The organism is Roseofilum reptotaenium CS-1145, from assembly GCF_028330985.1.
GTDB classification, from domain to species: Bacteria; Cyanobacteriota; Cyanobacteriia; order Cyanobacteriales; family Desertifilaceae; genus Roseofilum; species Roseofilum reptotaenium.
On record NZ_JAQMUE010000099.1, the window covers coordinates 40,920 to 56,928 of the forward strand.

Consider the following 16,009-nt stretch of genomic DNA (forward strand, 5'->3'; position numbering starts at 1 on the left):
AAACATCGTGACGTTTCCCATTAGAAAAAGTCTTTTAGTTCAATTAACCAGCTATTTTTCTCTGTTATCGGCGATCATTATTGGTGTTGTGGCTTTTTCTGCTTACTATCAAGCTAGGTGCGCTCTGATGAAAGAAGTGGTCGATCGCCTAACCGCCACTATCGCCTTAAAAAGTACCCAACTTGATGGGTGGGTAGACCATCAGATCCAAGATATTCTTTTAGTGAGTCAACAAGCTCCCGTTCAAGAAGCAGTGGCAACTTTGCTCATGACTGACGAATCAGAAGCCACTTATCAAGAAACCGAGCAAGCACTCAGACGCTATATTGATGACTGGACAAGTATCAAGTCGAACTTACACAATATCCGCATCACAGATACTGGCAGCACTGTTATCTTTGATGCCCAACATCCAGAAATCAAAGGCAGATATCGACCCAATGCTGCACCAACCACCTTTTTTACATCCGATACGGCTGATGCGATCGCTCCTTACTTCTACATTTCTCCGATGACAGGTAAATCGGCGATTACGTTTGCCACGCCCATTGTTGATGATGAAAATATCCAAATGGGTGCGATCGCCGTCGATCTAGACCTAGCAGATATCGATACTCTGATTCGCAATAATACAGGATTGGGCGAAACCGCAGAAACTTATCTCGTCGGGAATAGCACACAAGGATCGATCTTTATCTCCATAGAGGGCAAGGAAAATCTAGAATCCCAAGCCCAAATCAGTAGCGTGGGCATTGATCGCGCGATCGAGGGTCAAAATGGCTTTGGACTCTACAAGAATTATGCAGACATTCCTGTAGTCGGAGTTTATCGTTGGCTTCCTAACCAAGAATTAGCCTTGCTGGCAGAAATTTCTCAAGCCGAAGCCTTTGCTCCAGCCAGAAAACTGGCACGCAATATCGTTCTGATTGGCTTGTGTTCTACCGGAGTCTTGTTAGTGGGAGTCTATTTGCTCTCTCGAGAGATCGTCCGCCCGATTTTAGCAATCTGTCAAGCCGCAGAATCCCTAGCCGCAGGAGATTTAAACCAAACTGCACCCGTAATGACCAAAAATGAAGTTGGACGACTGGCATCGACATTTAACCAAATGGCAGGGCAGTTAAAAGAATCCTTTAACACCCTAGAACAGCGAGTGGAAGAACGGACTCAAGACCTGCAAGAAAATCAACGGGTTCTAGCAACATTAATGAGTAATTTACCCGGAATGGCATACCGTTGCCTCCAGGATGAACGTTGGACCATGAAATTTGTCAGTCAGGGGTGCTACGACCTCACGGGTTATTCCTCCGAAGACCTAATTGATAACCGCACGATTGCCTATAGTGACCTCATTTATCCGAGCGATTGCCCACTCGTCGAAAGTATAATGAAAGCAGCAATAGAGCAGCACAAACCCTTCCAACTCGTCTATCGCTGCATGACGGCAACCGGAGAACTCAAATGGTTTTGGGAACAAGGAACTGGCGTGTATACAGAAGAAGGGAGAATCACCTTTGTCGAAGGCTTTATTACCGATATTAGCGAGCGCAAGCAAGTCGAAGAAGCTCTTGCAGAAGCCAAACGGATGTCTGACAGTGCCAACCAAGCCAAAAGCGAATTTTTGGCAAACATGAGTCATGAACTGCGCACTCCGCTTAATGGTATCTTGGGCTATGCCCAGATCCTACAGATGAGTAATGAACTGAGTCAGAAGGATCGCAAAGGTGTTGAGGTGATTCGTCAAGCAGGAACTCATTTGTTAACCCTGATTAACGATGTCTTGGACTTAGCCAAAATTGAAGCTCGCAAGCTAGAACTACTCCCTGAAGCTGTTGATTTTTCGTCATTTTTACAGGGTGTTGCAGAAGTTATCTGCATTAAAGCAGACCAGAAAAAATTAGAGTTTCAACTGATTATCCCTTCCCAGTTACCGGAAGGTGTTTATATAGACCCCAAACGATTACGCCAAGTTCTCTTAAATCTACTGAGTAACTCAATCAAATTCACCCATCAGGGTAAGGTGACATTGACAGTTGAACCCATGAATTTACCCCAAATTAGTCCAGAGTTAGATACAACGGTTATGCCCATACGCTTCACCGTAAAAGATACCGGTATCGGTATGACTCCTGAGCATATAGAGAAAATCTTCTTGCCCTTTGAGCAAGTGGGAGGTCACCAGCAAAAATCAGAAGGGACAGGTTTAGGTCTAGCGATCAGCCGCCAAATTGTCGAGATGATGAAAGGTGAAATTCAAGTGAGTAGCGAGTTGGATAAAGGGAGCTGTTTCTGGTTCTCGGTCAACCTTCCTCTAGTTCAAGATTGGCAAGAAGAACTCAGTGTTGCCGTCAAGGGCAAGATTGTGGGTTATGACGGCCAGCAGCGCAAGGTTCTAATTGTGGACGATAAAAGTATCAATCGTATGGTTGTCCGTGAACTGCTGGAAATTGTGGGCTTGGTGGTAGCGGAAGCTGAAGATGGGGAGGAAGGTATTGAAGAGTATCAGAAGTTTCAGCCAGATTTAATCATCACGGATTTGATCATGCCCAAGCTCGATGGCTTTGAACTGGCTCGTCGCATTCGCCAACAAGACTCACAGGTAACGATCATTGCCTCTTCAGCCAGCCTACTTGAAAATGATAAAGAGCGCAGCATCATTGCCGGTTGTAATGATTTTGTGCCCAAGCCTGTGGACATGAAGCAACTATTGGGTCGGATTCAGAAGTTACTCGAATTAGAGTGGATTTATGAAACTTCGATGACTCCATCAGAAGTAGCCACTTCTGAACTCATTTATCCTCCTAGGGAACAATTAAGCGACTTAAAAGAGTTGGCTCAAGAGGGTGACATTACTGGTGTTGAGGAAGAAGTGGAACGACTGCGGGGTAAGGATAGTAAATATGGCGTGTTCTGCGATCGCATCCTTGCCCTTGCCGATGAATTTGATGATAGGGCAATTGTAGAATTTTTAGCCCATGTCATATAGCACGAAGCGCTATATTCCCTATTCCCTAGCGCGAAGCGCTATAACTCGTCTGTGGTTGAGAGAGACACCAGAGAAGGCGAGGACAGCGATCAATGAGAATCTCAAACTGTTTGCTCGATAGGGTTAAAAATGTGCAATGGGTTTGAGTAACAATTTTATACCAAATATTTTCCAAGGCAGCTATTTCGCCAAAATATTGTCCAGCACTCAGGGTTAAGGTCTGGCTTTCTGAAGGTTTGGGATGGGAATATAAAGTAACTTGACCTTCTGCAATCAGATAGAGTTTTGCTTGATGGGGGTCACCCGCATAAAGGGTAGCATGAGCGGGTAAATGTGCTGGATAAAAGAGAGGGTTAAGTTCTTCCAATTCATCCAGGGAAAGGATATGGAATAAGGCTGTACTTTTGAGGAAAAAGAGTTGTTTTAAGAACCAGTCCTGTTGGGGAATTTCTTCTTGTTGTCTAGTGGCGAGGGATTGGGCGATTCTACGAACCAGGGGGTTTGGATCTTCTTGTAAGTGGGAGGGAATTAGATCGGGGTTGGTGGTCGAGTGTAGTCGAAGTCCTGAGAGCATCAATAAAGCACCAAGGCGTAACCAGCGATCGCTCTGTTCACTCAACTGATAAATTAATTCTGATTCTGATAAAGATGGAGTAGAAACAAAAGGTTGGTCTTCTTCTAAAAGAGGCAGGATAGGACGGATGAATCGTTGATGTTTAACTGACATCAGCGTTTCTAGAGCATTGGCTCTCAGACGAGGATCGGTACTCGTGAGGAGCGGTTGAATCTGTTTAATGGTGTTCTGGTTATCGAGTACCGATAAGATATAAAAGACACGCTGAATCACCCGTTTTTGATAATCTTGAAGGATCGTCTTCAGGAAAGGAGCATAGGGGGCATGGGGTCGAATACTCTTAATCCAGGATGGGGTGTGGGCAACCCCTTTACAATCTGGTTTGAGAAAATCATAGAGGAGGTTAATGGCGCGGCGAGTTCCGACTTTGGCTATCGTGGCGATCGCCATTTCCACCACCTCATAGCGAGGGGAATACAAATAGACACGAGCCACCTTTAAGCTAGCTTCTCCATAATTGGCTAATGCACTAGCAGCCCATAATCGTACGGCTAAACTCGAATGTTGCAGCCCCATCGCCACATCAAGGAGCAAACTGGGACTTTTGACCACTCCCATCACCTTAAAAGCAATTGCCCTAGATAAGGGATCGACATTGGCTAATTGACTTGCTGCTAACTTCCCGACCTCCTGTTCTCCAGGGCGAGCCAGTAGAGCTAAAACATCCAATCCTTGACGACTGACTTCTAAGGAAGCATCTTTCAAAAGCCTTTGCAGGTAGGGAATGAATTGACGATTTTTAGTGCTGCGAATGGCTCGAATGAGGGTCAGTTTAGTCGTTTCATCTAGGGGAGTATTCCAAAAGTGGTTGCAGCTCTCCTGAATTTTTGGATTTTTACTTCGGGCTTCAATAAACGCAACACACAGGAGTGCTTCTTGTTGAAGATTGGGGTTTTTGTGGAGCTTTTCTAATTGTTCGTTAGGGAGTCGGTATTTACTAGCAATAATCGCTTCTAGGGCTAACAAGCGTAGGCTTTGATTCTCGCTTTGCAGGAAATGCTCTAGAAATTTGAACATCTGAGGATGAGGACAGCTTTGGAAAAATTGAATTAGGTGGGGATGAAGATCTCGATGATGAAGAAGAAAGAGGGGTTGAATATCGGGCAAAAATTGTTGGGGTTGTTTGAGGCAGGAGGCAAGGGAAAGACCTAAGATTTGATTTTGGATTTCTTCGCTCTTGAGCAGTTCAATGACTTCTGTTTCGCAGTGTTCTGGTAATTTGGGTAATCCCACTCCTACCTCATGCCATTGGGTAGAACCCGATCGCAATAAACTCAGCAAGGATTGTAGATAGCTTTTGCCCATAGCATAGCGAACCAGCAGAAACAGGAGGCTTAATCCCAAACCCAGTTCAGCAATTTGTAGCTGGCTGAATTGATCCAATCCCCACAGCAAAATGCCAGCCATCGCTAGACCCAGAGAATAAAATAAGCCATTGCTAATGGTGCGAATGCGGCCGACTAAATTATAGGGAACTGCGTTATAGTTCAAGCTTTGAATGGGTTGATTAATGCTATCTTCAATGCCATTGGTGTTAAAATTGCACGCCATGGCACTGATTAAATTCCCTTGAGTACCTAATCCCAGAAAGCTGAGGAAGGTGGTGACGGGATAAAGCAGGTTCATCCCCATTACTCCAATCCGGTTGAGTAGGGGTTGGGTAAGGGGGTAGAGGATAATAAAAGGAATGATGCTGTTAATCATCCGCATCGTTCCTAAAAACCCGGTGAGTTGGCGATCGCTGGTAAACTTTTCGGCGTAGATACTAAAGTAGAGGAATTCGCCAATCGTATACAAAAGAATGGTTAAAAAAGTGCTGGTGGCTAAGAAGCCAATGATGGGATATTTTTTTAGGGTTTCTAACCGGGAAATGGGAGTTGAAGACTGGACTCGATTAGGCGAAGCTGAGGATTCTATGGGAGTTTGGGTATGGTCAAGATAGAGCAGTTGAATAAAGACGAGCGCATAAAAGAGGGGCAGAATTAAGATCAGGTTTTCCGGTACAACCTTTTGCGAGAGAATACTGATTAATCCTCCCCCTAATAAGCCTCCTAAAGCGGTTGCCATTCTTAGGGAGGGGGCATATCGCTTCCAGTCTAAAGTAGTGAAGTAATCGGTTACTAAGCTGGGAAAGAGAACTTCGGTCACTAAAGTCCATTGGATATACAAGCTGATATACAGAACGAAGTAAACCCAGGGACGATCGAAGACAATGAGTAGACGTAGGGATAGAGCTAATGCCAGGGCAAAGATGAGAAAATACTGGAATAATCGGGGGCGATGGGTGCGATCGACAATTTGTGATAATCCCAGATATACCGGGATTGAAACAACACCCATCAGCATATAAGATCGGGGCAAAGAAGATGCCCCCGCATGTTGTAAAAATAAGGCACTTCCTAGGGTTAAACCGATCGCACTAAAGCTCATCATGGAGATGGCTAAGAGGAACAGTTGGGTTAAACGGTTTTCCAGAATTCTCAAAGGTTTGGTGATGGGTAATCGGTAATGGCTAATGGCTAATAGGTGTCCTCCATATCTGCCCATCTTCTTACCTCCGTGTCTCCCCATTGGTAATCAGCTTAACCATAATAAGAGGGTTCATTACCTGGTTTCCACTTAATATTACAACCAAGACTCGGTTTTTGTTCTGGAGCTACAGGTTGTCCAGCTAAAGTTGCATCGATCGCTTTCCTCAAATCTGTACCGGTTACCGGAATATTGGTGCTGGGGCGAGAGTCATCAAGTTGACCTCGGTAAACGAGGCGGCGATCGCCATCAAAAAGGAAAAAATCTGGAGTGCAAGCAGCCGTATAAGTTTTGGCTATTTCCTGGCTTTCGTCGTAGCAAACGGGAAATGTAAAGCCCAATTTTTGAGCCATTTGTTTTAAATATTCTGGGGAGTCTTCAGGATATTTAACAGTATCATTAGCACTAATCGCGACGATTCCTAAATCCGTATTTTGATAATCTTGCCCTAGACTCGACAACTGGTTTTGAACGTGGATTACAAATGGACAATGTTTACAAATAAACATGACCAATAAGGCTCTTTTCTGGGTGAAACTCTCTAAAGAAATAATTTGTCCAGAGACCACGTCTGGGAGCTGAAAGTCAGGCGCTAGAGTCCCTAACGCCAACATGGTTGATTCTGTTCTAGCCATAGGGATTGAATGCACAAAGCCATTTGAAACACTTGTATTGTACAAGTCAATCCCAATCTGTAAAGAATGGCCTAATTTAGGTTTGTTATAGCCCTTTAACGCTCTGAGCTACCATAGCACTGAAGCGCTACAAAGACAGTAGGGGCTTGCATATTTTTCGCCCCTACTAGCTTGGCAAGCTCCTAGCGCATTAACTGCGGTCAACTTGGGCGAGAATTTCCGCTAGGATCTCTCCTGCACCACGTCCCCGTAGCTCTTCGGCTAAACTCGTACCCAGTTGTTCCGCTTCTTGACAACTGCCAGTAATTTGGTCGCGGATTAGGCGCTGACCGTCTAAACTGGCTACCATACCGACTAATGTCAAGCGATCGCCTTCAATAGACGTATTCACACCAATGGGGACTTGGCATCCCCCTTCTAAGCTCCGCAGAAAAGCCCGTTCAGCCAAACAGCGATAGAGTGTAGGTTGATGTTGAATCACCTGAATAATCTCCAACACTGCCCGATCTTTCTTCAGATTTTCTTCGGTTTCCTGGTCATTAATCTGACGGCATTCGATACCCAAGGCTCCTTGTCCGACAGCATGGAGAGAAATATCAGATGGAATCTCCTGTTGAATGCGATCGCTCATTTCCAAGCGCTTTAAGCCCGCTGCTGCTAGAATCAGGGCATCATATTCCCCATCATCCAACTTTTTCAGACGAGTATTCAAATTTCCCCGCACATCCTTAAACGTCAGTTTTGGGAAATGATGGCGCAATTGGGCCAAACGCCGCAAAGAAGACGTACCGATTACCGCACCATCGGGGAGAGTTTCCAATTTCTTATCCCCATACTTGGCATTCACCACTAACGCATCAGCCGGGTTCTCCCTCTCCGTCACGCAACCGAGCATCAAACCTTCCGGTAAATTGGTCGGTAAATCTTTTAGGGAATGCACAGCCATATCTGTTGTTCTAGCGAGCATTCCCACTTCCAGTTCCTTAGTAAACAACCCCTTATCGCCAATTTTCGCTAGGGGAACATCCAGGATTTTATCCCCTTGGGTACTCATGGTTTCAATCTCAAATTGGGTATCGGGGTGATGGGCCTGGAGTTGAGCTTGTACCCATTCGCTTTGAACCAGAGCAAGTTGGCTTTTACGGGAACCCAGGCGTACAGTTTGGGGAGGGGTTGTAGCAGAGGAGGTCATTAATAATAATTTCTTTTTGCAGATAGACTCACTTGATCTAGAGTACCAGGGAATGGGGAGGGAATAGGGAATGGGGAATGGGGAATAGGGAATAGGGAATAGGGAATGGGGAATAGGGAATAGGGGAAAACCCGCGCCTACCTGATGTCACTCATCTGATCGCCGAAGGAATTGTAGCTTAATTGATGATGAATGGGAAAAAATAAACCCGCCCTCACCCCACCAATAGAACCCCAATTAATCATCATTTATCGCCGCGATCGGGCGGGTTCACATCATTGATTTGTGGGTTTCCTAAATCTGGGTGAACCCGCTCCTACAGTATGAACGTTAACGTCGCTTCAACAGGGAACCAACTGCACCAACGGCTAACAGTCCCAAAAGTGCCGAAGGTTCGGGGACTTTTTGATGACAGGCAGAACTTGTCCCGGTAACAGCAGTTTCACACTCATCGGGTTTCCAACTGGTGGAAATATAGGAATACTTTTGCCCCCCACCCGGTTTATCGGCAACATCCACTTGGCTGTAAAGGGTGACAGAGTTCCCCAAGAAGTCGATAAAATCCCCAGTGGGAGCAACTCCTTGACTGGGAATAGCACTCCAATGGGTGAAAATATCATTAGGTACAACAGCGACCGCACTATTGAGTAAATCTGTACCGTAGAATACGCCATCAGTAGAAGGATTGGTTATCCCCCTAAAGTTAGCTGGTTGCCCTGGGAAGAGAGCATCGAGCATATAGTTACCATCACGTTGAAAGTCATAATGATCCGTACCGATGAAAATTCCTCCTCCCCGTTTAGCTAGTGCATACACCTGATTGGCGGTGAAGTTGCCCCAAGCATTATTGGGGCCAGGAAAACCAGTTTTTGGGTTAGATCCAACACTACGGATGGTTAGACTTCCATCCAGCATCAAATTTGATTTCTGGCTGTAATACTGTTTTAAAGCTTCCCGATCTGCTGAATTAAATGGAAAGATTGCTCCTTCGAGAGTCCAATATGCACTATCTAAAACAACTACATCATAGCTGTTAGAGGCTAAATGGGCTTGCAGTCCTCCAGAGCTTTTGGGGGAAATATACGTGGTATCAAAGAGATCGCCACCGCCAAAAGCATCTAGAAAAGTGGGAATTTTCTGACGAATTTCATCTCGGAGTGCGCCATTATGCCAGGCTGTTGTGTCCCACCACAAGACGGAAAACTGAGCAGCATTTGCTTTCCCCTCCAGGTTCAAACTGCTCCAACAGAGAACCACGGATGTTACTCCAAGAGCAACGCGCTTAACGGTGCGAGCAACTCCATTAATCCCAGATTTGTTCGGTAACATGGATTTATTCTCCTAATCGTTTTCAGTTCCAGAGTGGGGATTAAATCAGTAAAATCCCTCTCTGGATGGATATAGGAGGCTGTTCAAGTTTGGTTTCTGGGTAATTTCCCGTCCGGATTTTCCCAGAAGCTTCTTATCCCTCCTATTAGTTCCTCTGTTTTTTGGGGGGTATTTTATGCAAATTTGCGGATATTGTAATAATTATTTACAAAAATGAAGTGCGATCGCCCCTTGCCAGTTAGCACATCATCGTACGGGGTCAGAAAGATAAGGGACATCTAGTAACCGCCAATCGAAATAGTATAATTTAAGGGTAGTTTAGTAAAAAAAGCGAATTAACCATGAATACAAAATTAGTGGATTCCATTGTCCAACTCATTGATGCTCTTCCCCCAAAAGAGCAGAAATTATTGCACGAAAAAATAGAGCGCAAGCAAAATTGGCAGGAGACTAAAGAGCGCATTCTTAAACGCGGTCAAGCCATTCGGGAACGGCAAGGAGATGACTTTTATGATGCTATTGATGAAGTATTTCATCAAATGCGAGAAGAACGCTCTCAAGAACTCTTTGAAGCCTGTTCACGCAAACAGGAGGTCAAACGATGACGGATTATATTTGTATGGATGCTAATTTTGCAGTGCGTCTCGTAAATAGCAAATCTGACAACGATCCCTGGATTGTACTTTGGGAAGAATGGCAAGCAGCCGATAAACAAATTATTGCGCCCACGCTATTTTATTATGAAATAACGAATGCTATGTATCGGATGGGTAGAGCGGGACAACTCCAAGAAGATGAAGTGCAAACGGCTTTAGAAGATGTGTTTAATTTGAGGATTAGCATTAAAAGCGATCTGCAATTGCACTTTCAAGCAGTTGCATTAGCGAAACAGTTTGACCTTCCAGCCGCTTATGATGCCCATTATCTGGCTTTAGCCCAGGACTATGGAGCTAGATTTTATACAGGAGACAAACGGCTCTTTAATCAGGTTCACGGTAAGTTTTCTGATATTGTTTGGGTTGATGGCACGAGTTGAACGAGATCGTTTCCCCATTCCCCCATCCCCCACAGATCGGCGATAATGGAAGTTAACCTGAAATTAAAAGAAGACTTCACCTATGGCCACTGCTGCACCTGCAAAAACCGAGTATGAAGCGATTATTGGTTTGGAAACTCACTGTCAACTGAGTACGGAAACCAAGATTTTCTCTTATTCCTCCACAGCCTTTGGTGCAACACCGAACACGAATATCGATCCCATTTGCTTGGGTTTACCGGGGGTGTTGCCCGTTTTGAATCAGAAGGTTTTAGAATATGCGGTGAAAGCCGGTTTAGCCCTGAACTGCACGATCGCCGAATACAGCAAGTTCGATCGCAAACAGTATTTTTATCCCGATCTGCCCAAAAACTATCAGATTTCTCAATACGATCTGCCGATTGCCGAACATGGGTGGCTGGAAATTGAGTTATCGGATAAAGAGGGGAAACCGCAACGGAAAAAAATTGGCATTACCCGCTTGCACATGGAAGAGGATGCCGGAAAATTAGTCCATGGGGGCAGCGATCGCCTCTCTGGTTCCACCTTCTCCCTAGTAGACTACAATCGGGCGGGCGTTCCTCTAATTGAAATTGTCTCGGAACCCGACTTACGCTCTGGCGAAGAAGCGGCTGAATATGCCCAAGAATTACGCCGCATCGTCCGCTATCTGGGCGTTAGCGATGGCAACATGCAAGAAGGATCGCTGCGCTGTGATGTGAATATTTCCGTGCGTCCCGTTGGTCAAAAAGAGTTTGGCATAAAGGTAGAAATCAAAAATATGAACTCCTTTACCGCTATTCAAAAGGCCATTGATCACGAAATTGAACGGCAAATTGAAGCCATTGAAGCCGGAGAGCCGATTTTCCAAGAAACTCGCTTGTGGGAAGAAGGAGCGCAACGCACCATCAGTATGCGGAGTAAGGAAGGATCGAGCGACTATCGCTATTTCCCTGAACCCGATTTACCCCCAATTCAGGTTTCTGCGGATCGACTCTCGGAATGGAAGGGAGAATTACCCGAATTACCAGCTCAAAAACGCGATCGCTATGAAAGCGAGTTAGGCTTATCTTCCTATGATGCTCGCGTAATCACCGATGATAGCAGCGTAGCCACCTTTTTCGAGGCAACCCTCGCGGCTGGCGGAACCCCCAAACTAGCGGCAAACTGGATTATGGGCGATATTGCCGCTTATCTCAATGCCGAGAAAGTGAAAATTACTGAAATTGCCCTGACTCCAGAATCCTTAGCTGAGTTAATCAAGCTCATTGAAGCCAAAACCATTAGCTCCAAAATTGCCAAGGATCTGCTCCCGGAATTACTCACCAAAGGAGGATCTCCAGAAAAATTAGTGGAAAGTAAGGGGTTAACCCAAATTTCCGATCCCGAAACCCTCAACGCGATGATCGCCGAAGTTCTGGCTGCTCATCCCAAGGAACTGGAGCAGTACCGCAATGGTAAAACCAAGCTCAAAGGTTTCTTTGTGGGACAAATGATGAAGAAAACTGGAGGTCGAGCCGATCCCAAGTTAACCAACCAACTCTTAGCCAAGCAGTTGGATGCTTGAGCTTCATCATTTCTTGATATTACTGCCGAGATCTCCAGTCCGTAGCTTTCTCCGTAGTAATGCTGAAATATCAATCTAAATTCCGCTATTTTGCCAGGAAACCCGTTCCTTTATCCCAGATAACTCTGAAGTGTATTCCATGAATTCATTCATCTTCTAGGGATCAAAATCAATAGAATCAGAAAAAACACGGTTTTTTTGCACAAAAATGGGGCTTAAAACACCCCAATTTTTTCATCAAAAAATCATAAAAGGGGGGTTCACCCCACACCCCTATCATGTAATAATATGATAAGTAGATGCACCCTGATGGTAGGGAGAGTCCTATGGCTCTCCTTATTTTTTTTGGGGGAATAGGGAAGCTCCCTGAGCGGAGCGCCGCACTGAGCGTAGCCGAAGTGTCGAAGGGAGGGGCAATTACCCATTACCCATTACCCATTACTCTTCTGCCAGCGCAAAGCGCTATAATTGCCTTTCGTACCGATTGACAGCAGGGGAATTTACAGGTATGTCAGATTGGCAAGTCATAGAAGGCGGAGTCACTGCACCGAAGGGATATCAAGCCGCAGGCATTACAGCAGGTTTAAAACCTTCAGGACAACCAGATTTAGCGTTGATTGTATCGGATGTGGAAGCGATCGCCGCAGGAGTCTTTACCACCGTACAAGTCCGTGCTGCTTGTGTAGACTACTGTCGTCAGCGTTTGGAGAAAAAAGCGAGTGCTAAAGCCATTCTCTGTAACTCTGGTCAAGCCAATGCAGCGACAGGAGAAGCGGGATGGAATGATGCTCTAGAGAGTGCATCACTGTTAGGCACAGCTCTCAATATCGATCCGAAGTCGATCCTTCTAGCATCTACTGGTGTCATTGGTCAGCGAATTAAAATGGAGGCCATGCGCTCTGGTATTCCCCAAGTGGTCTCTAGTCTATCAAGTGAAGGCTCAGATACCGCTGCTAAAGCCATTATGACCACGGATTTAGTGCCGAAAACGATCGCGCTAGAAGCCCAATTTGGCGATCGCCCTGTCCGAGTTGGCGGTATTGCCAAAGGCTCTGGGATGATCCATCCCAATATGGCCACCCTGTTAGCTTTCGTCACCTGTGATGCGACGGTTTCGCCTCATTTGTGGCAAGAAATGCTCGGCCGAGCAGCGAACCGCAGCTTTAATCAAATTACCGTCGATGGCGATACCAGCACCAATGATAGTTTGATTGCCCTAGCCAATGGTCAATCTCGCACTCCCGCTATTACCAGCATGGGGCCGGAAGCCGAAAAACTCGAAGCCATGTTAACGACAGTGTGCCAATATTTGGCCAAGGCGATCGCCCGTGATGGAGAAGGTGCGACCTGTTTACTCGAAGTTGAAGTCTCTGGTGCAGATAACGAAGAAGCGGCTAGTCAAGTAGCCAAAACCATTGTCGGCTCGTCCCTTGTCAAATCGGCCATTTTTGGCCGCGACCCCAACTGGGGAAGAATAGCAGCCGCTGCCGGTCGTGCTGGAGTCCACTTTGAAGCAGAAAACCTCAATATTACGTTAGGCGACTTCAAGATGATGGAGAACGGCCAACCCCTCACCTTCGACCGCGATGCTGCCAGCGCATACATGAAACAAGCTGCCCAAGGCGCATATTTACAAGCCGATACCGTTAAAATCGGTGTTTCTATCGGTAACGGCCCGGGAACCTCCAAGGCTTGGGGCTGCGATCTCAGCTACGATTACGTGAAAATTAATGCTGAGTACACGACTTAAGGGTAATGGGTAATGGGTAATAGGTAACAGGTAATAGCTCCCTGAGCGGAGTCGAAGGGAGCGCCCCATCCCCCCATCTCCCCATCTCTCTATCCCCAAAAGGCCCAACGGGGGTTAAAATAGGATGCCAATGATTGCATAATCTAAATCGACCCAGCGTTTTTATGATTTCGAGTAACGATTTTAGAACGGGCGTGACCATCGAACTCGATGGCAGTGTATGGCGGGTAATCGAGTTCTTGCACGTTAAACCAGGTAAGGGATCTGCTTTTGTGCGGACGAAGCTGAAGAATGCCCAAACGGGAAGTGTGGTTGAGCGAACCTTCCGCGCGGGTGAAACAGTTCCTCAAGCCAATCTGGAGAAGCGGACGAAGCAGTTTACTTATCGAGAAGCGGATCAGTTTGTGTTCATGGATATGGAGACCTATGAAGAGAGTCGCCTGAATGAATCCCAAATTGGCGATCGCGTGAAATATCTTAAGGAAGAAATGGAAGTTAATGTCCTTACCTGGGGCGAGAAAGTGATAGAGGTGGAATTACCTAATTCTGTTGTTTTAGAAGTGACGGAAACCGATCCCGGAGTTAAGGGAGATACGGCCACTGGAGGAACGAAACCGGCTACCGTAGAGACAGGCGCTCAGGTTATGGTTCCTTTGTTTATCTCCATTGGAGAAAAGGTTAAAATTGATACTCGCGATGATAGCTATTTAGGACGAGAAAAGTAATCCTAAATCTGGCCAAACGGGTTGAAACTGTTGTATTCCAAAGACTAGAGAAAGGGTGAAGAAACTGTGAATTTGAGCTTTGATGAACTCCGTGAGTTAATTACTACTTTAAGTCAAACCGATATTGCGGAGTTGACGTTAAAGAGTGATGCCTTTGAGTTGACAGTTCGTAAGGGAGAGACTGGAACGGTGACCAGTATATCTCAAGTTGCCGTATCTCCCGCAGTTGTCCAAACTCCAGTAGCTACAGCTACACCAATAGCTCCAGCAGTGCCTCCAGCGAGTGAACCTTCTCCACCTCCTCTAGAACAAAAGTTAGAAGAGATTAAGTCACCAATGGTGGGTACATTCTATTGCGCTCCAACTCCTGATGAAGCTCCATTTACAAAAGTGGGCGCTCGGATTGAGGTAGGGGATACAGTATGTATTATCGAGGCTATGAAGTTGATGAATGAACTGGAGGCAGAAGTTTCTGGAGAGGTGGTCGAGATTTTGGTGGAAAATGCCCAACCGATTGAGTTTGGACAGGTCTTGATGCGAGTGAAACCGAATTAGAGTTTAGACTTGATTGGGATCTAGGGATAAGGCAGGATAGATCGTTTGAGAAACATTACAATTGAGGTGTTCTAGACTTCAATCTTTAGGTAAAACAATGATCGATCCTAAAATTATCCATACTCTTGTTCAGATGCCCAAGCCTCTGCAAACAGAAGTTGGTCATTATGCTCAGTATCTTCTGGAGAAATACTTAAAAAGTAAATCGGATCTGGAATATTTAGAAGCTGAGGATGAAGACATGACCGCAGATAGGATTCGAGACAAGTTAGAAGCAATGGGTATCACGGATGAAGATGTGACCAATGCAATAGCCTGGAGTCGAAAAGACCTATAAACATGACAATACGAGTGGTACTTGATACCAATATAGTGCTTTCTGCTTTGATTTTTCGTCAGGGTAGATTGTCGTGGCTTAGAGAAGCATGGAGTCAGAAACAGATAATCCCCCTCGTTTCAGGGGACACAGAGGAAGAAATTCGACGAGTTCTGAGTTATCCCAAATTTAAGCTTTCTAGTCTTGAACAAAGTGTTCTACTTGATGAATATTTAGCTTATTGCGAACGTTGCCCAATACCTGAACCGCCTCCTTCTGTGCCAGAATGCCGCGATCCAAAAGATACTCCTTTTCTGTGTTTAGCGATCGCCGGACAAGCTGACTATTTAGTTACAGGGGATCGAGATTTATTAGTAGTGGGAGAACTGTTTTCAGTTCCTATTATTACAGGAGAACGGCTATATCAAAGGATGTTTCTGGAACAGGATGAATAATAAACTTTATGGGCGAAGGCGATCGCGAAAATCCATCACTGCATCAAATTGTTCGCTAGGCTTGACACAACTGGTTAAGAGGGAGATATCTAAGTTGGGGAGCAGCTCACTTTTGGCGATCGCCTCATATCCCGTCGAACGTAAGTGATAAAGCAGTAGGGAGGGGAGAAGGAGATATGGCGAAAGAACTCATATAGTTAATTCGATTGTGCGATAATGAGGCATTTTTGTAGGTGCGAGCGCCCGCTCGCCCCTACATATACTGACATTGTAGATCGATTTTAGGGTGTAGGGGGGGGGGGG

The 16,009-nt window shown here is 45.6% G+C and carries 13 protein-coding genes; 9 read left to right on the top strand and 4 right to left on the bottom strand.

All coding sequences use genetic code 11. From position 1 onward, the window contains the following. Positions 1–7 precede the first annotated feature (7 nt). Positions 8–2,983 (top strand): ATP-binding protein, encoded by a 2,976-nt coding sequence (locus tag PN466_RS22295; RefSeq protein ID WP_271944130.1) that lies wholly within the window; start codon positions 8–10, stop codon positions 2,981–2,983. Between the two features lie 25 nt (positions 2,984–3,008). Here PN466_RS22295 and PN466_RS22300 read toward each other — a convergent pair whose 3' ends face one another. The 4 genes from PN466_RS22300 to PN466_RS22315 all read right to left on the bottom strand — a co-directional run bounded on the left by PN466_RS22300 (position 3,009) and on the right by PN466_RS22315 (position 9,302). Then, positions 3,009–6,164: a cyclic nucleotide-binding domain-containing protein gene (locus PN466_RS22300; RefSeq protein WP_271944132.1), complete on the bottom strand. Its 3,156-nt coding sequence runs from the start codon at positions 6,162–6,164 to the stop codon at positions 3,009–3,011. A 35-nt stretch (positions 6,165–6,199) separates the two neighbouring features. After that, positions 6,200–6,781 carry a thioredoxin family protein gene (locus PN466_RS22305; protein WP_271944134.1) on the bottom strand — a complete coding sequence of 194 codons (582 nt, stop codon included), beginning with the start codon at positions 6,779–6,781 and terminating at the stop codon, positions 6,200–6,202. A gap of 190 nt (positions 6,782–6,971) precedes the next feature. After that, entirely contained in the window at positions 6,972–7,973 is a 1,002-nt protein-coding gene (hemC, locus tag PN466_RS22310) for a hydroxymethylbilane synthase (protein WP_271944136.1), read from the bottom strand. 330 nt (positions 7,974–8,303) lie between these two features. Continuing rightward, entirely contained in the window at positions 8,304–9,302 is a 999-nt protein-coding gene (locus tag PN466_RS22315) for a PEP-CTERM sorting domain-containing protein (RefSeq protein ID WP_271944138.1), read from the bottom strand. 341 nt (positions 9,303–9,643) lie between these two features. Here PN466_RS22315 and PN466_RS22320 point away from each other — a divergent pair, with 341 nt between their 5' ends. The 8 genes from PN466_RS22320 to PN466_RS22355 all read left to right on the top strand — a co-directional run bounded on the left by PN466_RS22320 (position 9,644) and on the right by PN466_RS22355 (position 15,706). Further along, entirely contained in the window at positions 9,644–9,907 is a 264-nt protein-coding gene (locus PN466_RS22320; protein ID WP_271944140.1) for a hypothetical protein, read from the top strand. Beyond that, positions 9,904–10,338: a type II toxin-antitoxin system VapC family toxin gene (locus PN466_RS22325; RefSeq protein WP_271944142.1), complete on the top strand. Its 435-nt coding sequence runs from the start codon at positions 9,904–9,906 to the stop codon at positions 10,336–10,338. The genes PN466_RS22320 and PN466_RS22325 overlap by 4 nt, the downstream gene beginning before the upstream one ends. Positions 10,339–10,420: 82 nt before the next feature. Further along, positions 10,421–11,905, top strand: coding sequence for an Asp-tRNA(Asn)/Glu-tRNA(Gln) amidotransferase subunit GatB (gatB, locus tag PN466_RS22330; RefSeq protein WP_271944144.1), 1,485 nt, complete (start codon positions 10,421–10,423; stop codon positions 11,903–11,905). 508 nt (positions 11,906–12,413) lie between these two features. Then, a complete protein-coding gene (gene argJ / locus PN466_RS22335; RefSeq protein WP_271944146.1) occupies positions 12,414–13,655 on the top strand; it encodes a bifunctional ornithine acetyltransferase/N-acetylglutamate synthase in 1,242 nt (413 codons plus the stop codon). 164 nt (positions 13,656–13,819) lie between these two features. After that, positions 13,820–14,380: an elongation factor P gene (gene efp / locus PN466_RS22340; RefSeq protein ID WP_271944148.1), complete on the top strand. Its 561-nt coding sequence runs from the start codon at positions 13,820–13,822 to the stop codon at positions 14,378–14,380. 66 nt (positions 14,381–14,446) lie between these two features. Beyond that, a complete protein-coding gene (gene accB / locus PN466_RS22345) occupies positions 14,447–14,935 on the top strand; it encodes an acetyl-CoA carboxylase biotin carboxyl carrier protein (protein WP_271944150.1) in 489 nt (162 codons plus the stop codon). Positions 14,936–15,032: 97 nt separating this feature from the next. Then, entirely contained in the window at positions 15,033–15,272 is a 240-nt protein-coding gene (locus PN466_RS22350; RefSeq protein WP_271944152.1) for a DUF2281 domain-containing protein, read from the top strand. 2 nt (positions 15,273–15,274) lie between these two features. Then, complete coding sequence (locus PN466_RS22355) at positions 15,275–15,706, top strand: putative toxin-antitoxin system toxin component, PIN family (protein ID WP_271944153.1); 432 nt, start codon at positions 15,275–15,277, stop codon at positions 15,704–15,706. Positions 15,707–16,009: the final 303 nt, after the last annotated feature.